Source organism: Sinorhizobium sp. NG07B (assembly GCF_002532005.1).
In the GTDB taxonomy this organism is placed as follows: Bacteria; Pseudomonadota; Alphaproteobacteria; order Rhizobiales; family Rhizobiaceae; genus Sinorhizobium; species Sinorhizobium fredii_C.
Genome location: NZ_NWTD01000005.1, coordinates 205,703 through 224,640 on the forward strand (window position 1 = coordinate 205,703; position 18,938 = coordinate 224,640).

The 18,938-nt window shown below is 64.2% G+C and carries 20 protein-coding genes; 11 read left to right on the plus strand and 9 right to left on the minus strand.

Annotation, left to right across the window (positions count from 1 at the left end):
* Positions 1-157: 157 nt before the first annotated feature.
* Together CO664_RS18885 and acnA are read right to left on the minus strand one after the other, a co-directional pair.
* Entirely contained in the window at positions 158-931 is a 774-nt protein-coding gene (locus tag CO664_RS18885) for a thioredoxin family protein (RefSeq protein ID WP_097539592.1), read from the minus strand.
* A gap of 213 nt (positions 932-1,144) precedes the next feature.
* On the minus strand, positions 1,145-3,835 hold the full coding sequence (acnA, locus tag CO664_RS18890; RefSeq protein WP_097539594.1) for an aconitate hydratase AcnA: 2,691 nt from the start codon (positions 3,833-3,835) through the stop codon (positions 1,145-1,147).
* A 269-nt stretch (positions 3,836-4,104) separates the two neighbouring features.
* Here acnA and ccmA point away from each other — a divergent pair, with 269 nt between their 5' ends.
* The 5 genes from ccmA to CO664_RS18915 are packed head-to-tail and all read left to right on the plus strand — an operon-like array spanning position 4,105 to position 6,996.
* Positions 4,105-4,728 carry a heme ABC exporter ATP-binding protein CcmA gene (ccmA, locus tag CO664_RS18895; RefSeq protein ID WP_037418072.1) on the plus strand — a complete coding sequence of 208 codons (624 nt, stop codon included), beginning with the start codon at positions 4,105-4,107 and terminating at the stop codon, positions 4,726-4,728.
* Positions 4,725-5,384 (plus strand): heme exporter protein CcmB, encoded by a 660-nt coding sequence (ccmB, locus tag CO664_RS18900; protein WP_097539595.1) that lies wholly within the window; start codon positions 4,725-4,727, stop codon positions 5,382-5,384. The genes ccmA and ccmB overlap by 4 nt, the downstream gene beginning before the upstream one ends.
* Positions 5,385-5,444: 60 nt before the next feature.
* A complete protein-coding gene (locus tag CO664_RS18905; protein ID WP_097539596.1) occupies positions 5,445-6,215 on the plus strand; it encodes a heme ABC transporter permease in 771 nt (256 codons plus the stop codon).
* Positions 6,212-6,388 carry a heme exporter protein CcmD gene (gene ccmD, locus CO664_RS18910; RefSeq protein ID WP_083853990.1) on the plus strand — a complete coding sequence of 59 codons (177 nt, stop codon included), beginning with the start codon at positions 6,212-6,214 and terminating at the stop codon, positions 6,386-6,388. The genes CO664_RS18905 and ccmD overlap by 4 nt, the downstream gene beginning before the upstream one ends.
* The gene (locus CO664_RS18915) at positions 6,385-6,996 is read left to right on the plus strand and encodes a DsbE family thiol:disulfide interchange protein (RefSeq protein WP_037418080.1); all 612 of its coding nucleotides are present in this window, start codon (positions 6,385-6,387) and stop codon (positions 6,994-6,996) included. The genes ccmD and CO664_RS18915 overlap by 4 nt, the downstream gene beginning before the upstream one ends.
* A gap of 258 nt (positions 6,997-7,254) precedes the next feature.
* On the opposite strand, the gene CO664_RS18920 is transcribed toward CO664_RS18915, so the two are convergent.
* The 6 genes from CO664_RS18920 to CO664_RS18945 all read right to left on the minus strand — a co-directional run bounded on the left by CO664_RS18920 (position 7,255) and on the right by CO664_RS18945 (position 13,602).
* A complete protein-coding gene (locus tag CO664_RS18920; protein WP_083853992.1) occupies positions 7,255-7,848 on the minus strand; it encodes a DUF2585 domain-containing protein in 594 nt (197 codons plus the stop codon).
* Complete coding sequence (locus CO664_RS18925; RefSeq protein WP_037418204.1) at positions 7,845-8,477, minus strand: septation protein A; 633 nt, start codon at positions 8,475-8,477, stop codon at positions 7,845-7,847. The genes CO664_RS18920 and CO664_RS18925 overlap by 4 nt, the downstream gene beginning before the upstream one ends.
* A gap of 158 nt (positions 8,478-8,635) precedes the next feature.
* Entirely contained in the window at positions 8,636-10,315 is a 1,680-nt protein-coding gene (gene ftsY, locus CO664_RS18930) for a signal recognition particle-docking protein FtsY (RefSeq protein ID WP_097539598.1), read from the minus strand.
* A gap of 15 nt (positions 10,316-10,330) precedes the next feature.
* Positions 10,331-11,605 (minus strand): tRNA (N(6)-L-threonylcarbamoyladenosine(37)-C(2))-methylthiotransferase MtaB, encoded by a 1,275-nt coding sequence (mtaB, locus tag CO664_RS18935; RefSeq protein ID WP_097539599.1) that lies wholly within the window; start codon positions 11,603-11,605, stop codon positions 10,331-10,333.
* Positions 11,602-12,504, minus strand: coding sequence for a diaminopimelate epimerase (dapF, locus tag CO664_RS18940; protein ID WP_172900191.1), 903 nt, complete (start codon positions 12,502-12,504; stop codon positions 11,602-11,604). Before dapF ends, mtaB begins: the two co-directional genes overlap by 4 nt.
* Positions 12,505-12,594: 90 nt before the next feature.
* Positions 12,595-13,602, minus strand: coding sequence for an MBL fold metallo-hydrolase (locus tag CO664_RS18945; protein WP_097539600.1), 1,008 nt, complete (start codon positions 13,600-13,602; stop codon positions 12,595-12,597).
* Positions 13,603-13,728: 126 nt separating this feature from the next.
* On the opposite strand from CO664_RS18945, the gene CO664_RS18950 reads away from it, so the two are divergent.
* The 6 genes from CO664_RS18950 to trmD all read left to right on the plus strand — a co-directional run bounded on the left by CO664_RS18950 (position 13,729) and on the right by trmD (position 18,206).
* A complete protein-coding gene (locus CO664_RS18950) occupies positions 13,729-14,181 on the plus strand; it encodes a MarR family transcriptional regulator (RefSeq protein ID WP_097539601.1) in 453 nt (150 codons plus the stop codon).
* A 277-nt stretch (positions 14,182-14,458) separates the two neighbouring features.
* On the plus strand, positions 14,459-16,021 hold the full coding sequence (gene ffh, locus CO664_RS18955; protein ID WP_037418094.1) for a signal recognition particle protein: 1,563 nt from the start codon (positions 14,459-14,461) through the stop codon (positions 16,019-16,021).
* Between the two features lie 12 nt (positions 16,022-16,033).
* Entirely contained in the window at positions 16,034-16,369 is a 336-nt protein-coding gene (locus CO664_RS18960) for a chorismate mutase (RefSeq protein WP_097539603.1), read from the plus strand.
* 37 nt (positions 16,370-16,406) lie between these two features.
* Positions 16,407-16,781, plus strand: coding sequence for a 30S ribosomal protein S16 (rpsP, locus tag CO664_RS18965; protein WP_037418100.1), 375 nt, complete (start codon positions 16,407-16,409; stop codon positions 16,779-16,781).
* Positions 16,782-16,915: 134 nt separating this feature from the next.
* Positions 16,916-17,479, plus strand: a complete 564-nt coding sequence (gene rimM / locus CO664_RS18970) for a ribosome maturation factor RimM (protein ID WP_097526214.1) — start codon at positions 16,916-16,918, stop codon at positions 17,477-17,479.
* Between the two features lie 10 nt (positions 17,480-17,489).
* Positions 17,490-18,206: a tRNA (guanosine(37)-N1)-methyltransferase TrmD gene (gene trmD / locus CO664_RS18975; RefSeq protein ID WP_097539604.1), complete on the plus strand. Its 717-nt coding sequence runs from the start codon at positions 17,490-17,492 to the stop codon at positions 18,204-18,206.
* Here trmD and CO664_RS18980 read toward each other — a convergent pair.
* Entirely contained in the window at positions 18,188-18,934 is a 747-nt protein-coding gene (locus CO664_RS18980; RefSeq protein WP_097526094.1) for a sulfite exporter TauE/SafE family protein, read from the minus strand. The two genes, trmD and CO664_RS18980, sit on opposite strands and share 19 nt — an antisense overlap.
* Positions 18,935-18,938 lie beyond the last annotated feature (4 nt).

Sequence of the window (18,938 nt, forward strand, 5' to 3'; positions counted from 1 at the left end):
CTCCGCCTCGAATTCGGCGCGTGCGCTCGCATCTGCCCCTCATCCGGCTGCCGCCACCTTCTTCCCGCAAGCGGGGGCGAAGGGACGATGCCGCACCCGCTTACGTCCCTCCACGAGCAGACAAGGGGCAAACTCCTGACCGGAGCCCTTCGCGTCGCTACAGCTTGCCTTGCGGGCCGGCGAGAAGGGTTGCGGCGCCGATGATCGGGCCCGGCGTTTCCGCATCCTTCATCGATTGCAGCAGGATGGCGCAGCCGCTATTGCCGCGCCCCTCGATCAGCACCGAGGCGGGGAGCGTGAACTGGGCGGGCTTGCCGTCCCACATGCCGATGGTCTGGATATCCTTGACCGCGTGCCAATAGGCGATTTCTTTGCCCTTGTTCTCGCCTCTTTCGACTTTGACCTCCCGGGCCCGGTCGAAATAGACGACGACGACATTCGCCTTGCCCTCACCGGCGCCGACCTTGATGGAGATTTCCTCGCCGCCGATCGTGGCATCGACCGGCACGGCGAGCCCGCCGCCGCCGGCGCTCATCGTCGCCAGCCGGGACTTGACCGCCTGGAGGTCGGAGCCGTTCACGTGATCGCGGCCGTTCAGAACCACCTGTGGCGTGTAGACGCCACTGCGGCCGAGCATGCGGGCATAGGCATACTGCCGCTCGGTGTTTTCCTTGGTGGCAAGCGTGTCGGCCCAGCCGAGATAGTTCCAGTAATCGACGTGATAGGCGAGTGCCACGACCTCGCCCTCGTCGATAAGCGCCTTCAAGGCGGCGTCGGCGGGCGGACAGGACGAACAGCCCTGGCTGGTGAAAAGCTCGACCACACCCTTGAACGCCTTGCCGTCGTCGGCCGCCGCCGTGCCGCCGATGGCACCGAGCAGGCCCATGGTCAGGGCCAGGCGGCGAAGCATTGGCAGCAAGGCGAAAGTCATGGCGTCACTTGTATTTGTCGGGCGGGCGCTTCCATCAGGGGAGTACATTACATACGACGGGCCGGTTTCAACAGAAAGTCACGTTGGAGTGACCTGCGGGCAGGCTGGGGAAAACGTCGACGGACATAAGCGGCGGCAGTTAGCGCAAAAAGAGAGCCGGGGCATCGGCTGATGCCCCGGCCAGATCGTTGAAGCAGAATGCGGACGGCCGGTTCAGGCCGCGAGATCGCGCAGAACCGTCTGCAGGATGCCGCCATTATTGACGTAGGTGACCTCGTCCAGCGTGTCGATACGGCAGATGAGCGGCACTTCCTTCACCGAACCGTCGCCATAGGAGATCTTGGCGACGCGCCTTTCGCGCGGCTGGACATTGGCGAGGTTGTCGATCGTGACGACCTCATCGCCCTTCAGGCCCAGCGAATCCCAGGTCGTGCCCTCTTCGAAGACGAAGGGGATGACGCCCATGCCGACGAGATTCGAGCGGTGGATGCGTTCGAAGGACTGGGCGATCACGGCCTTGACGCCGAGAAGGTTGGTGCCCTTGGCCGCCCAGTCGCGCGAGGAGCCGTTGCCGTATTCGACGCCGGCGAAGATGACGAGCGGAACGCCCTCTTCCTTGTACTGCATGGCCGCATCGTAGATCGACATCTCTTCCTTGGACGGATAGTGGATGGTGTAGCCACCTTCCTTGCCGTTCGGGCCGAGCATGTGGTTGCGGATACGGATATTGGCGAAGGTGCCGCGCATCATCACTTCATGGTTGCCGCGGCGCGTGCCGTACTGGTTGAAGTCGGCAACGGTCACGCCATGGCCGAGCAGGTAGGAGCCTGCCGGTGAGGCGGCCTTGATCGAACCGGCCGGGGAAATGTGGTCGGTGGTGATCTTGTCGCCGAAGAGGCCGAGGACGCGGGCGCCCTTGATGTCGGAAATACCGGCGCCCGTCTTGCCCATGCCCACGAAATAGGGCGGGTTCTGCACATAGGTCGAGGCCTCGTCCCAGGCATAGGTCTGCCCGGCCGGAACCTGGACGGCCTGCCAGTTTTCGTCGCCCTTGAAGACGTCCGCGTATTTGGTCGCGTAAAGTTCGCGGGTCACGTATTTGAAGATGAACTCCTGGATTTCCTGCGAGGTCGGCCAGATATCCTTCAGGTAGACCGGCTTGCCGTCCTTGTCTTCGCCGATCGGCTCCTTGGTGAGGTCCTTCTGAACCGTGCCGGCGAGTGCGTAGGCGACCACAAGCGGCGGCGAGGCGAGGTAGTTTGCCTGGACGTCCGGCGAGATGCGGCCTTCAAAGTTGCGGTTGCCGGAAAGAACGCCGGCGGCAATCAGGCCCTTGTCGTTGATCGCCTTCGAGATCGGCGCCGGCAGCGGGCCGGAGTTGCCGATGCAGGTGGTGCAGCCGAAGCCGACGAGATTGAAGCCCAGCGCATCGAGGTCCTTCTGCAGGCCGGACTTCGCCAGATATTCGCCGACAACCTGCGATCCGGGCGCCAGCGATGTCTTCACCCAAGGCTTGGTCTTCAGGCCCTTGGCGACCGCGTTGCGGGCAAGCAGGCCTGCGGCGATCAGCACCGACGGGTTCGAGGTGTTGGTGCAGGAGGTGATTGCCGCGATCGCGACGTCGCCATGGCCTATGTCGAAATCCGTGCCTTCGACGGCATAGCGGTTCGAAAGCTGACCGGGCTTCTTGTAGTCGTTTTCGAGCGCGACGGCAAAGCCGGAGGCGATGTTTTCAAGCGCGATGCGGCCCTCGGGGCGCTTCGGGCCGGCCATCGACGGCACGACGTCGCCGAGGTCGAGTTCCAGCGTGTCGGTGAAGACGAGGTCCGAACCGTCGCCCTCGCGCCACATCCCTTGAGCCTTGGAATAGGCTTCGACCAGCGCGATGCGCTGTTCTTCACGACCGGACATCGTCAGGTAGTTGATCGTTTCGGCGTCGACCGGGAAGAAGCCGCAGGTGGCGCCGTATTCCGGACCCATGTTGCCGATGGTGGCGCGGTCGGCGAGCGTCATGTTGTCGAGGCCCGGGCCGAAGAATTCGACGAATTTCGAGACGACGCCCTTCTTGCGCAGCATCTGCACGACGGTCAGCACCAGGTCGGTTGCCGTCACGCCTTCCTTGAGCTTGCCTGTGAGTTTGAAGCCGATGACTTCCGGCAGCAGCATCGAGACCGGCTGACCGAGCATCGCTGCTTCCGCTTCGATGCCGCCGACGCCCCAGCCGAGCACGCCGAGGCCGTTGATCATCGTGGTGTGGCTGTCGGTGCCGACGCAGGTATCCGGATAGGCGGTGATTTCGCCGTTCTCTTCGCGGGTCCAGACCGTCTGGCCGAGATATTCCAGATTGACCTGGTGACAGATGCCGGTGCCGGGCGGCACGACGCGGAAGTTCTTGAACGCCTGCTGGCCCCATTTCAGGAAGCGGTAGCGCTCGCCGTTGCGCTGATATTCGAGTTCGACGTTCTTGGCAAAGGCCTGCGGCGTGCCGAATTCATCGACGATGACCGAGTGGTCGATGACGAGGTCGACGGGAACGAGCGGGTTGATCTTCTCCGGGTCGCCGCCGAGAGACACCATGGCGTCGCGCATCGCCGCGAGGTCGACGACGGCCGGGACGCCGGTGAAGTCCTGCATCAGCACGCGCGCCGGACGGTAGGCGATTTCGTTTTCCGCAGTGCCCTTGTCGCTGAGCCATGCGGCGACGTTTTCAATGTCCTTCTTGGTGACCGAGCGGTCGTCCTCGTTGCGCAGCAGGTTTTCCAGCAGCACCTTCATCGAATAGGGAAGCTTGGAGACACCGGCGAGGCCGTTGGCTTCCGCTTTCGGCAGGCTGTAATAGACATAATCCACGCCGTTGACCGTGAGCGTGGAGCGACAATTAAAGCTGTCTAGGGATTTGGACACTGGAAATACCCCGTTCCGTCTGATCGCCAAAAGCTGACGTACGAACGCCCGAGCGCCTGTGAAGCGCGAAATGGGATGCGGGTGCGGCCATTTCCGCTGTCCGTACGTGGAATGTCATTCCATGTTCGGCGCTTGGATGAAATTCACGCCGACCGCTGGCGTGTTGGCCGCCTTATAGATAATTTCTCCAATTCGTGCCAGACCAACCAAGGTCCAATCGGAACTTTTTTTGCTCTGCGAAAAAGAGCGTCAAGGAAAGCTTAAGATCGATGCGCCTGCTGGTTGAGGGTTTGAGTGCGAGGCGAGGCGAAGACTTGATTTTCAACGATATTTCCTTTTCGCTTGCAGCCGCGGAGGCGCTCGTGGTGACGGGGCCGAACGGCTCTGGAAAGTCGACCCTGCTGCGCGTTCTTGCGGGTCTTCTTCGTGCCGAAACGGGGAGGATATCGCTCAAGGACGGACCTGCCGGTTTCGAGCATCCGCACGAGCTCAGCCACTATCTCGGCCACCGCAATGCGATGAAGCGGGAATTGACGGTCGAGGAAAATCTTTCCTTCTGGCAGCGTTTTCTCGGCAATTCGCCGGGCGGCTCCGGCCTCGATCTTGCCGCGGCGGCAGCCGCCGTCGGCCTCGCCGACATTACCCATCTGCCCTTCGGCTATCTTTCCGCCGGGCAGCAGCGGCGGATGGCGATGGCGAAGCTGCTCGTCGCCTATCGACCGATCTGGATTCTCGACGAACCGACCGCCGCACTCGATGCCGGCGCAGACAGGCTCTTTGCCGGGCTGGTCACGAGCCATCTCGAGCGTGGCGGCATCGTCATCGCCGCCACCCACCAGGCGCTGGGGATCGGGCAGTCGAAGACCTTGCAGATGACGGGGTTTTCGCATTGATGTCTCTTTTCTTCCGGGACCTGAAGCTTTCGGTGCGCGCCGGCGGCGGCGCGATGATCGGCGTGCTCTTCTTCATGACCGTCGTGTCGGTGATCCCCTTCGGCGTCGGGCCGGATCTCAATCTGCTTTCCCGCATCGGCCCGGCGATCCTCTGGATTGGCGCGCTGCTCGCCTCGCTTCTCGGCCTGGACCGGCTTTTCCAGGCGGAGCGCGAAGACGGCTCGCTCGATCTCATGCTGATGCACGAGACGCCGCTCATCCTCACGGTTTTCGTCAAATGCGCCGCCCATTGGGCCGCCACCGGACTCCCGCTGGTCGTCGCCTCGCCCTTTCTCGCCCTGTTCATGAACATGGACGAGTTCGCCATCGGCGCGACAATGCTTACCCTCCTTGCAGGGACGCCGGCGATCACCTTCATCGGGGCGGTCGGCGCGGCCGTCGCTGTCGCCCTGCCGCGCGGCGGGCTGCTCGTCTCGATCCTCGTGCTGCCGCTCGCCATTCCCGTGCTGATCTTCGGGGTGAGCGCCGTCTATGCCGCGGTCGAAGATCCCGCCCCCTTCCTGCCGCCTTTCATGATATTGATGGCGATATCTCTGTTCTTCGCGGTCATCGGACCGGTTGCGGCGGCCGCGGCGCTGCGGCATTCGGCCGACTGACGCAATCGTGATTGACCTGGGTCAATTGCGGAGAAGGTGCTTCCGCGTTAAACAGCCGTCATGAGCGATAACAGCCTGGCCATCCGCAAATTCAGCGATCTCGCCAACCCGACCCGGTTCCTGGCGCTCGCCGATCGCGTACTGCCATGGTTTGCCGCACTCACGGTGCTCGCCTTCGCCGCCGGGCTCTGGCTTTCCTTCACCACCGAGGGCGATTACCAGCAGGGCGAGACGGTGCGCATCATGTATGTGCACGTGCCTTCCGCCTGGCTGTCGATGATGTGCTACACGCTGATGGCGATATCCGCACTCGGCACGCTCGTCTGGCGCCATCCGCTGGCGGATGTCTCGGCCAAGGCGGCCGCACCGATCGGCGCCTGCTTCACCTTCCTGGCGCTCGTCACCGGCTCGCTCTGGGGCAAGCCGATGTGGGGCACCTGGTGGGTTTGGGATGCACGGCTGACCTCGGTCTTCCTGCTCTTCCTTATGTATCTCGGACTGATGGCGCTGAACCGGGCCATGGACGATCCGGCCCGTTCGGCCCGCGTCTCGGCCGTGCTGGTGCTCGTCGGTTTCGTCAATATCCCGATCATAAAATTCTCCGTCGAATGGTGGAACACGCTGCATCAGCCGGCAAGCGTCATGCGCCTCGACGGCCCCACCATCGATCCGGAATTCCTGTGGCCGCTCATAATCATGGCGGTCGGCTTCACGCTCCTGTTCTTCACGCTGCACATCGCCGCAATGCGCAACGAGATCTGGCGCCGCCGGGTGACGTCGCTCCGGCGCCAGGCGGCCCGCAATGCCGGCCGGGAGAACTTGGCGCCATGATGAGCCATGCAGCCTATGTCTTTGCCAGCTATGCCGCCGCCTTCGCGGTCGTTGCGGGCCTCGTCGTCTGGGTTGTCGGCGACGGCCGTGCCCGGCAACGAGAATTGAGGGCACTCGAGGCCGCCGGCATCCGCCGCCGTTCGGCGGAAGCTCCAGCCGGAGAAGCTCGATGACGAGCACGCAGGCGCCGCAGCCGGACGAGCGCAGGCCCGGCCCCTTGCGCTATTTGCTGGCCGCGCTTCCGCTTCTGATCTTCGCGGCGCTGGCGCTGATCTTCTGGAGCCAGTTGAATTCCGGCCGCGACATCAGCGAAATTCCCTCGGCGCTCATCGGCACCAAGGCGCCGAAGCTCGATCTGCCGCCGCTCCAAGGCGCCGTGACGCCCTCAGGCCAGCCGATGCCGGCGCTCACCGATACGGCCGTCAAGGGCAGACTGACGCTCGTCAACGTCTGGGCCTCTTGGTGCGTGCCCTGCCGCCAGGAACATCCGGTCATCCTCGAACTTTCGAAGGACCCCCGGTTGACCGTCGTCGGCATCAACTACAAGGACCGCAACGACAACGCGCTGCGGTTCCTCGGCGAACTCGGCAACCCCTTCTCGGCGGTCGGCATCGATCCGAACGGCAAGGCGGCGATCGACTGGGGCGTCTACGGCATCCCGGAATCCTTCCTCGTCGCCGCCGACGGCACGATCCTCTACAAGCGCGCCGGGCCGTTCGACGAGCGGACTTTGAAGGAAGGATTGATGCCGGCGATCGAGAAGGCGCTTGCCGGATCGTAGGTGGCATTTTAGCTAGCGTTGCCCCTCATCCGGCCTGCCGGCCACCTTCTCCCCGCGCGCGGGGAGAAGGGACTCGTGGCGCCCACTCATCCTCATCGAACCGCCTGTGGGAAGGTAACGGAAACGCGGCTTCCCCGTTTCAACGCCTTGCGTTGAAGAGGGCGCTCGGCGTTTCCGCGAAGTCCCTTCTCCCCGCCTGCGGGGAGAAGGTCGCGGCAGCGGGATGAGGGGCAAACCCGGCCGGAAGACCTAACGGGTCTACAGCCCCGCCTGCCACGCCTTCACCGCATCAAGCGGCCAGACAAGCATCAGCACGTTGAGCGTCAGGTTGTCGCGGATCAGCCAGCCGGTAAAGAGTTCGAGGATGATCGCGATCGTGACCGTTACCGCCACCGGCAACCGCGAGGCAATGAGGAAGCCTGCGGCCATGGCGAGCGTGTCCATAGTGGAATTAAGGATGCTGTCGCCGAAATAGTCGAGCGAGATCGTCGCCGAGCGGTAGCGGTTGATCACCATCGGCGTGTTCTCGGCGATCTCCCAAGCCGACTCGATGACGGTCGCGAGCAGCAGGCGGGCGCTCAGCGGTTTTCCGCGCAGCAGCAGAAAGCCGAGGCCGTAGAACAGGAAGCCGTGGATGATGTGCGACGGCGTGTACCAGTCGGAAATGTGCTGCGAGTTGCCGCTGGAATTGACGACGCCCTCCCAGAGTTTCACATAGCCGCATTCGCAGATCCACAGCCGCCCCATCAGATGCTGCATCAGGATCTGGATGACGACGACGCCGAGGCAGGCGATCAGCCAAATCCAGGTGCTGCGTTGTCTGTTGTCGTCCGTACCGGCGGCGATCGTCACTCGGCCCTCTCCTGTTCCAGCGAGTGCTTCATAATCAGCGGCATCTGGGCAAGGGTGAAGAGAATGGTAATCGGCATCGTCCCCCAGACCTTGAAGGCGACCCAGAAATCGGTCGAGAAGGAGCGCCAGACGATCTCGTTCAACACCGCGAGGAACAGGAAGAACACGCCCCAGCGGATCGTCAGCTTCCGCCAGCCGTCCTCATCCAGCTTGAAGGCGGCATGGAATACATAGCCGAGTAGCGACTTGCCGAACAGGAGCCCACCGAGCAGGATCGCGCCGAACAGCGTGTTGACGATGGTCGGCTTCATCTTGATGAAGGTATCGTTCTGCAGCCACAGCGTCAGCGCCCCGAAGACGAAGACGACGATGCCGGAGACGAGCGGCATCATCGGCAGGGTTCGCGTCATGATCCAGGAGACGGCGAGCGCCGCGGCCGTCGCCGCCATGAAAAGGCCGGTGGCGATGAAGATCGGACCGCCGAGTTCGGCGAGCACCGGAAAGCGCCCAGCCAGCCAGTCGCCGCGCGAATTGGCGAAGAAGAACACCATCAGCGGCCCGAGCTCCAGTACGAGCTTCAGGAGCGGGCTTACCTCCGTCCGGGGCTTCTCTGCCTCGATTGTCGACATGTGCGGATCCTGTTCTGTCATACCACTTGCTGGAACGGGACGCGGGCGGAAAACCGCTTCACACTTTTCCTCGTCCCGCTCTCTGGCCGCTCATAACACCAGCATTGCGGCAAAACCATATCAACCGGCGTTGCCACCGCAAGCTTCGCGTTTCTTGATCAGCCGGCGGCGACGCCGGCGATCGCCTCGGCAAAATCCTTCGCCTCGAAGGGTTCGAGATCGTCGACACCCTCGCCGACGCCGATGAAATAGACCGGCAGCTTGTGCTTGGCGGAGATCGCCACCAGGATGCCGCCGCGCGCCGTGCCGTCGAGCTTGGTCATGATCAGCCCGCTGACGCCCGCGACATTGCGGAAGATCTCCACCTGCTGCAGTGCATTCTGCCCGGTCGTCGCATCGAGCGTCTGCAGCACCGTGTGCGGCGCATCCGGATCGAGCTTGCCGAGGACGCGGACGATCTTTTCGAGCTCGGCCATCAGCTCGGCCTTGTTCTGCAGCCGCCCGGCCGTGTCGATGATCAGCACGTCCGATTTCTTCTCGCGGGCGAGCTGGTAGGCCTCATAGGCAAGGCCCGCGGCGTCGGCGCCGAGCTTGGAGGCGACGATGTCGGACTTCGTCCGCTCCGCCCAGATCTTCAGCTGCTCGATCGCCGCGGCGCGGAAGGTGTCGCCGGCTGCGAGCATCACCTTCAGCCCGGCGCCGGAAAGTTTTGCGGCAAGCTTGCCGATCGTCGTCGTCTTGCCGGTGCCGTTGACGCCGACGACGAGGATCACATGCGGCTTGTGGCTGAGATCGAGTTCTAGCGGCTTGGCGACCGGGGCGAGCACCTTGGTGATCTCTCCGGCCATGATGCGCGAGACGTCCTCGCCGGTCACGTCCTTGCCGTAGCGCTCCGAGGAGAGTGCGTCGGTGATCCGCATCGCCGTCTCGACGCCGAGGTCCGCCTGGATCAACAGATCTTCCAATTCCTGCAGCGTCGCCTCGTCGAGCTTGCGCTTTGTGAAGAGGCTGGCGATCTGGCCGGTGAGCTGCGACGACGTGCGGGCGAGGCCGCGGCGCAGCCGCTGATACCAGGAAAGCTTCGGCTGGGCGGCGGGCACTGCTTCCTGGGGGCGTTTGTCGGCGGCGGCAAAGCCCTTGGGGAGGCTCGGGGCGGCTTCGTCGCGAAGCGCGGCCTGGTCTGCGGAAGGGGCACCCCCCTCTGCCCTGCCGGGCATCTCCCCAACAAGGGGGGAGATTGGATGGGGCGCGCCCTCGCCGTCTATCGCAACGCTTTCGTCAACTTCTTCGCTACGGGTACCAACCTCATCCGGGGCGGGCTCGGCTGTCGGCGCAATTTCGCCTGCACCACCGGCCTCTGCCTCCTCGACGACGGTTCGGCTGTTGTCGGCGGCTGCCTCGATCTCCCCCTGATCTCCCCCCTTGTGGGGGAGATGTCCCGAAGGGACAGAGGGGGGTATCGCGACTTCACCGGCAGACGGAGCGTCTTCGGAAGGTGCTTCACCCCCCACTGCCCTGCCGGGCATCTCCCCCACAAGGGGGGAGATTGGATGGGGCACGCTCTCGCCTTCGATGACGACGTCTATCTCGGACCTTGCCTCTTCATGACCGGTCTCAACCTCGGGGGCACGTTCGGCAGATGGCGCAATCTCGTCCGCACCAGACTTCGCCTCCTCGATGGCAGTCCGATCATCCTCGGCGCTCGCCGCAGGGACAGAGGGCGTACCAGCGGCCTCATCGGCAACCGGCGCTACCGGCGCCTCCTGCGGCGGCAGCGGTTTCTCTTCGACGGTATCCTTGCCGAAGGAGAAGATCTTCTTGATGAAACCAATCGCCATGGGAATGTCCGGATATCAGGCCGCAGCCATCTGTTCTCTGTGCATCGTCAGATGCTTGCCGTTGTGGCCGGTGATTGCGACCGTAGCGAGCGAGCGCGGTTCGAGGCCGGCCGCATCGACGAGGGTAAAATTCTCCGTATGCGCCAGCCCGTTCATCTCGACGAGGATCGTCTGGTCGCTGCCGATCATGCGGTCGAGATGGGCCGCGTAGAGCTCTGCTCCTTTGACGCGCAGCCGCGCGGCCCGTTTTTTGACGAGCGCCCGGTCGAGCTGCGGCATGCGGGCCGCCGGGGTGCCCGGACGGGGGCTATAGGGGAAAACGTGGAGATGGGCGATGCGGCACTCCTCGGCAAGCCGCGCGGCGTTCTCAAACATCTCTTCGGTCTCTGTCGGAAAACCGGCGATCATGTCGGCGCCGAAGCTGATCTCGGGCCGCAAACGCCGAACCTCGGCGCAGAAGGCGCGGGCATCGGCGCTCGAATGGCGTCGCTTCATGCGCTTCAGGATCAGATCGTCGCCATGCTGCAGCGACAGATGCAGATGCGGCATGAAGCGCGGCTCGTCCGCGATGAGGTCGAGGAGATGCCTGTCCGCCTCGATGCTGTCGATCGACGAGAGCCTGAGGCGGAGAATTTCCGGCACCTGCTTCAAAAGCGTCCTGGCGAGCAGCCCAAGCGTCGGCGTTCCGGGCAGATCGGCGCCGTAGCTCGTCGCGTCGACACCGGTCAAGACGATCTCGCAATAGCCGCCTTCGACGAGCCGGCGCGCCTGTTCGACGACCGCGCCCATCGGCACGGAGCGGGAATTGCCGCGGCCATAGGGGATGATGCAGAAGGTGCAGCGGTGATCGCAGCCGTTCTGCACCTGGATGAAGGCGCGCACGTGGCCGTCGATGTGCTTGACCATCTGCGGCGCCGTGGAGCGCACGCTCATGATGTCGTTGACGCGCAGCTTTTCCTCGGCCGAAACGCCGAAATCCGGCAGCGCCCGATAGGAGGCGCTTTTGAGCTTCTCCTCGTTGCCGAGAACCGCATCGACCTCGGCCATCTCGGCGAAGGTTTCCTTCTCGGTCTGGGCGGCGCAGCCGGTGACGACGATGCGGGCATGCGGATTGTCGCGCCGGGCGCGGCGGATCGCCTGGCGCGCCTGGCGCACGGCCTCGGCCGTGACCGCGCAGGTATTGACGAGGATGGCGTTGTTCAGCCCCGCCTTCTCGGCCTCCGCCCGCATCACTTCCGATTCATAAGTGTTGAGGCGGCAGCCAAAGGTTATGACCTCGACGCCGCTCAAAGCGCTCGCGCTCCGTTTGCGCCGCTCGCCGCATCACGCTCAAAAGCACCGGTGGCGGGATCGAGCCTGCCCGACCATTCCCATTCGGCCGGCCCCGTCATGATCACGTGGTCGTCGCGCTCGCGCCATTCGATCTTAAGCGGCCCGCCCGGAACGTTCACCGTCACGGTTCGATCCGTGCGGCCGGTTCTGGCGCCGCTGACCGCGGCGGCGCAGGCGGCGGAACCGCAGGCGAGCGTCAGCCCCGCGCCCCGCTCCCACGTCCTGAGGTCCATCTCCTCACGTGAACGGACACGGGCGATCGATATATTGGCGCGTTCGGGAAAGATCGGGTGATTTTCGAGCAGCGGCCCGAAGCGCTCGAGCTCGTAGCTCCAGACGTCGTTCTCCACCCAGAAGATCGCATGCGGATTGCCCATCGAGGCGACCGAGGGCGAATGCAGCACCGGATCGTCGATCGGCCCGATCTGCAGCTCGATCCGCCGTGTATCGTGGAATTCCTCGGCGAGCGGGATCTCGCTCCAGCCGAAGCGCGGGGCTCCCATATCGACCGAGATCAAGCCGCCGTCATGCTCCTTGGCCTCGAGCAGGCCGGCGACCGTATGGAACAGGAACGCCTTCTTGCCTGTCTCGGCGGAGAGCGCCTGGACGACGCAGCGGGTGCCGTTGCCGCAGGCCTGCGCCATCGAGCCGTCGGAATTGACGATGTCGATCCAGGCGTCCGTGCCGGCGGCCCTCGGATCGTGGATCGCCATGATCTGGTCGAATTCTGTCGCCGGATCGGCATTGAGCGCGATCGCCGCCGCAGGCGTCACGCGATCCTTGCGGCCGCGCATGTCGACGACCAGGATCTTGTTTCCAAGCCCGTTCATCCTGGCAAATTGCACGTGATCGGCCATGTCGCGATTGTCCAAACTCGGCTCCCGACCCCGGGCGCCCTTCATTCGGGCTGTATATGGCGGAAAAGCCCTGAAATTACCAGTGCTGCATTATCCCGTCGAGGCGGGAACGTCGAAGACTTCGCCGGGCCGCAGCGGCCGGAAGCGGCGTGGCTCGACGCCGGCCCTGGCGAGCGCTGCCTCCAGGGCCCTCAACGGCTCTTCGATGCCCTCATCCGTCAAACGGAACGTGCCCCAATGGTGACCCGCCACGTGCTCTGCGCCGCAGGCGATCATGCCCATGACCGCTTCTTCCGGATTCTGGTGGTGGCTTTCCATGAACCAGCGCGGCTCGTAGCAGCCGAAGGGAAGGTTGGCGAGGCGGAAGGAGCCGTGCTTGTCGCGGGCGGCGCGATAGTTGATGCCGCCGTGGAAGCCGGTATCGCCGACATGGTAGATCTTGCCAACCGGAGTCTCGATGACGAAGGCGGACCAGAGCGCCATCCGCCTGTCGCGCATGCCGCGGGCCGACCAATGATGGCAGGGTTCCGCATGGACGACGACGCCGTCGTCGATCTCGATCCGCTCGCCCCAATCGAGAACCGCGAGCTCCGCATCCGGAACGGCGCGGCGGATGATCGTGTCGTTGCCGAGCGGCGTTGCGATCAGCGGCGCGTGCTCGGCATGCAGCGTGCCGAGTGTTTCTACATCGAGATGGTCGTAGTGATTGTGGGTGACCAGCACGACGTCGATCGGCGGCAGGTCGTCCATGCGAATGCCCGGTGCGTTATGGCGATGCGGCCCGGCAAAGGCGAAGGGGCTGGCACGATGAGACCAGACCGGATCGGTCAGTATGTTCAGGCCGGCCACCTGGATCAGGAGCGTCGCGTGCCCGATCATCGTCACCCGCAGCCGGTCGCCGTCGAAATTGAGCTCAGGCCGGACTTCGATGAAGGGGCTGTCGTAGTGTTTCGGCCAGCGCACGCGCTTGCCGCGCAGCTGCCAGCGCAACAGGTCGGCGAAGCCGCGCGGCGCCATTCCGCCGGGATTGTAGAAACGAATGCCGTCGAAATGATCCGAAACGGGTCCCCTGTAGTAGCGATTGCCGCCTGTGCCCATTGCCGTCCCAAGCTGTCGATTACATCGATGCCGAAAAGATAGGCGCTCCGGCGCTCGATCACAGTGTGAACGCCAAATCCGTTAATAATTTCTTGTGAATGGCAACTCGATTGCTACCATACCATCATGCTTGCCCGATTCGACAGACTGGAACGGCTCTACAAGGCGATCAAGCTTGTCCGGCCCGTGCATCTCAACGTCAGCAGAACAGTCGAGAACATGCTCGAGGGTGCGGGAATCAGTGTTGCCGCGCGCTCCGTGCTGGAACTCCTCTGCGAGGAGCCGCTGACCGTGCCGGAGGCAGCCAGGCGGCTGTCGATGAAGCGGCAGTTCGTGCAGCGCGTCGCCGCCGGCCTGATCGGCAAAAGGTTGATCGAGAAAAGGCCCAATCCGGAACACCGGCGGGCCTATTTCTGCGCGCCGAGCCCGGCCGGCAGGGATCTCTTCAACGCCGTCCATCGGCGCGAACTCGAAATGCTGCATGCGGTCCTCGGCGATATCAATCAGACCGAGGTAGTCGTGGCGCTCAGAGTCATGGCACGGATCGACGCCGCCTTCGAGGCGCTCGCCCGACGGTGAGCGAAGGAACTTGACGCCGCTCTTCCTCTTCGCGCAAGGTTCTCCCGTAACTTGACTTTTCGGTCGCTTTGCTGTTTATCGCGGCAAATTCCTTCGCAAGTGATGACTTCGAAGCCGCCGACCGGGCCCCGCAAAGGTATAAAGAGAGCCCGGAGGTCAACACCCGACAGCGCGTTGCGCCCTCGGGTGGTTTTTGGCTTTGCGCCTTGTTTTCCGCGCGAGGGTACCCAAGTTTTCGGCGAGCCTGAAGCGAACCGGAAACCAGAAGGAAGAGAGAATGTTCGAGAGCCTCCAGGACCGTCTTGGTTCCATATTGAATGGACTGACCGGCCGCGGCGCCCTGTCGGAAGCGGACGTTTCCGCGGCGCTTCGGGAGGTTCGCCGTGCGCTACTCGAAGCCGACGTCGCGCTCGATGTCGTGCGGTCCTTCACCGAGAAGGTTCGCGAGAAGGCGGTCGGCGCCGAAATCCTGAAATCGATCAAGCCCGGCCAGATGGTCGTCAAGATCGTCCATGACGAGCTTGTTGCCATGCTCGGCTCCGAGGGCGTGACGATCGACCTCAATGCGCCGGCCCCGGTCGTCGTCATGATGGTCGGCCTGCAGGGCTCCGGCAAGACGACGACCACCGGCAAGATCGCCAAGCGGCTGACGGCGCGCGACAAGAAGAAGGTCCTGATGGCCTCGCTCGACACCCGTCGTCCGGCCGCCCAGGAGCAGTTGCGCCAACTCGGCGTGCAGACCGGCGTCGACACGCTGCCGATCATCGCCGGCCAGTCGCCGACCGATATCGCCGCCCGCGCCGTTCAGGCGGCGAAGCTCGGCGGCCACGACATCGTCATCCTCGACACCGCCGGCCGCACCCATATCGACGAGCCGCTGATGATCGAGATGGCGGAGATCAAGCGGAAGTCCAATCCGCATGAGATCCTGCTCGTCGCCGATGCGCTGACCGGCCAGGACGCCGTCAACCTCGCCCGCAACTTCGACGATCGCGTTGGCATCACCGGCCTGGTGCTGACCCGCATGGACGGCGACGGCCGCGGCGGTGCGGCGCTGTCGATGCGTGCGGTCACCGGCAAGCCGATCAAGCTGATCGGCGTCGGCGAGAAGATGGACGAGCTCGAGGAGTTTCACCCGCGCCGCGTTGCCGACCGCATCCTCGGCATGGGCGACATCATCTCGCTGGTCGAAAAGGCGGCGGAAAACATCGACGCCGAAAAGGCGGCCGCCATGGCCGCCAAGATGGCCAAGGGCAAATTCGACCTCAACGACCTCGCCGACCAGCTGCGCCAGATGCAGAAGATGGGCGGCATGGGCGGCATCATGGGATTGATGCCGGGCATGGCCGGCATGAAGGACAAGATGGCCGCTGCCGGCCTCGACGACAGTCTCTTCAAGCGTCAGCTCGCCATCATCTCCTCGATGACCAAGGCCGAGCGCGCCAATCCGGATCTGCTCAAGCATTCGCGCAAGAAGCGCATCGCCAGCGGCTCGGGAACCGATGCCGCCGACATCAACAAGCTTCTGAAGATGCACCGCCAGATGGCGGACATGATGAAGATGATGGGCGGCAAGGGCAAAGGCGGCATGATGAAGCAGATGATGGGCGGCCTTGCCAACAAGATGGGCCTTGGCGGCTTGGGCGGCGGCATGCCGGATCTTTCGAAGATGGATCCGAAACAGCTGGAAGCGCTGCAGAAGCAGGCGGAGGCCGCCGGCCTCGGCAAGTCGGGTGCCGGAATGCCGAGCCTCGGTGGCGGTTTGCCGGGCCTGGGTGGCGGCAAGCTGCCCGGTCTCGGTGGATTTCCCGGCCTTCCCGGTTTACCTAAGAAGAAGTGAGGATCGCGACGAATGCTTGATCCCGAGATCAAAGAGGAATTGGCGGGCTACCGGCAATCGATCGACAATATCGATGCCGCGCTCGTCCACATGCTGGCCGAACGGTTCCGCTGCACCAAGGCGGTCGGCGTTCTCAAAGCCAAGCACAAGCTGCCGCCGGCCGATCCGGCGCGCGAAGAATACCAGATTGAACGCCTTCGCCACTTGGCCAAGGATGCAAATCTGGACCCGGATTTCGCCGAGAAGTTCCTGAACTTCATCATCAAGGAAGTCATCCGGCATCATGAAGCCATCGCCGCCGATCGCTCGCAGCCCGCGGGCAGCACCGGCACCACCCGTTCCGCTTGAACGAAGCGGTCAAGAAAGCCTGCAAGGAGTAACTGAAATGGCACTGAAAATTCGTCTCGCCCGCGGCGGTTCCAAGAAGCGCCCCTATTACCAGATCGTCGTTGCCGACGCGCGCAGCCCGCGTGACGGCCGCTTCCTCGAAAAGATCGGCTCCTGGAACCCGATGCTCGGCAAGGACGACGAAAAGCGCGTCGAGCTGAACGCCGAGCGCGTCAGCCACTGGATCGCCCAGGGCGCCCAGCCGACCGACCGCGTCCTGCGCTTCCTCGACCAGGCAGGCCTTGCCAAGCGCCCGGCCCGCAACAACCCGACCAAGGCACTGCCGGGCAAGAAGGCACAGGAGCGTGCCGCCGAAGCCAAGCAGAAGGCCGAGGATGCCGCCGCTGCCGCTGCGGAAACAGCCGCGGAATAATAACCGTCAGGACGGTGTTAGCAGACGGGCGGCATTTTCATGCCGCCCGTTTTGCTTTATGTGCACGTTCGAACAATTGGAGCGGGCAAAGAATTGGAGCGGTGGCAAGAACCCCTCCTGCCTGGATGCCGAAAATGACCAAGCTCGAGAACCCTGTCCTGATGGCGACGATCGGCGCGGCGCAAGGCCTGCGCGGCGAAGTGCGGGTAAAGTCCTTTACGGAAGATCCGACGGCGCTGGGCGACTACGGCAATCTGCACAGCGAGGACGGCCGCGTCTTCGAGGTGCTGGAAATCCGTGAAGCGAAGAACGTGGTCATCGTCCGCTTCCGCGGCATCAACGACCGAACCGCGGCGGAAGCGTTGAACGGCCTCGAACTCTTCATCGAACGCGACAACCTCCCCGACGACGACCTCGACGAGGATGAGTTTTTCTATGCCGATCTCGAAGGCCTGGAAGCGATCGACGGCACTGGCAAGAGCTACGGCTCGGTGACCGGCGTCTTCGACTTCGGCGCCGGGGACCTGCTGGAGCTCAAGGGACCCGGCCGCCGGCCGGTGCTGATCCCGTTCACCGAATGGTCGGTGCTGGAGATCGATCTCGAGGCCGGCAAGCTGCTGGTCGATCCGGTCGCCGCCGGGCTCGTCGATGACAAGGACGAGAGCCTCGACAAGCAATTCCCGACGAAGCGCAAGTGAGCCGCCGGCGATGTCCTTTCGCGCCACGGTCCTGACGCTGTATCCGGAGATGTTTCCGGGGCATCTCGGCGTGTCGCTCGCCGGCAAGGCGCTGGAGCGCGGCCGATGGTCGATCGAGGCGGTGCAGATCCGCGATTTCGCCGAGAACAAGCACCGCACCGTCGACGACACGCCGGCCGGGGGCGGCGCCGGCATGGTGTTGAAGCCGGATGTTCTTGCCCGCGCCATCGACCACGTCGCGGCGGATGACGACCGGCCGCGCCTGCTGATGAGCCCGCGCGGCCGACCGTTGACGCAGGCGCGCGTTCGCGAGCTTGCCGCCGGTCCCGGCGCCGTCATCGTCTGCGGCCGCTTCGAGGGCGTCGACCAGCGGGTCATCGACACGCGCCATCTCGAAGAAGTGTCGATCGGCGACTATATCCTGTCCGGCGGCGAGCCGGCGGCGCTGGTGCTGCTCGATGCGGTCGTGCGCGTCCTGCCCGGGGTGATGGGCAATGAACTCTCCGGCGTGCACGAAAGCTTCGAGGGCGGGCTGCTCGAGCACCCGCAATATACCCGGCCGCAGGTCTTCGAAGGCCACGAGATTCCGGCGGTGCTGACATCAGGAAATCACGGCGCCGTCGCCAAATGGCGCGCGGCCGAGGCGCGGCGGCTGACGGCGGAACGCCGCCCCGATCTGCTGGCGCGTGCCTTCGAGAGTGATCCGCCTCAGCCCGTGAAGAAATAATAAGCGGCGAGCAGCAGGCCGACGGCGACGACGATGGCGCGGATGACCGCCTGCGGAACGCGCCGGGCGGCCCAGACGCCGGAATAGCCGCCGAGGGCGGCACCCGGCACCATGATCACCGCATGGAGCCAGGAAACAACGCCGCCTGCGGCGAACACCAGGATGGCGATCAGCGCAATGACGATCGAGATGAAATTCTTCAGCGCATTCAGCCGGTGATAGCTGCCGCCGGTCGCAAGCCCGAGCACCGCAAGCATCATGATGCCCATGCCGGCCCCGAAGAAGCCGCCATAGACGGATGTCGCCATCTGGCTCGCCACACCGAACGGCCCGATCCGGTGCTCGTCGCTGCGGGCCTTCGGCTTCAGGAGAGGGCCCGCCGCAAAGATCGCCGTCGCGGCGATCAGCAGCCAGGGCACCATCGCGCGGAACGACGGGTTGGAGAGCGACAGCAGGAGAAGCGCGCCCGCGAGCCCCCCGACCGCCGATATCACCCCGAGGAGGACGGCATTCCTGCGGTCGGCGCGGATCTCCTTGGCATAGGCGAGCGCCGAGGTGACGTAGCCCGGAAACTGCACGATCGAGGAGGTGGCATTGGCGACGATCGGCGGCAGGCCGCTAAGCGTCATCGCGCCGAAGGTCAGAAACGTGCCGCCGCCGGCAATCGCATTGACGGCACCGGACAGGAAGCCCGCAACAAAAAGCAACAGCGCCTGGAATATCGTCATGGCC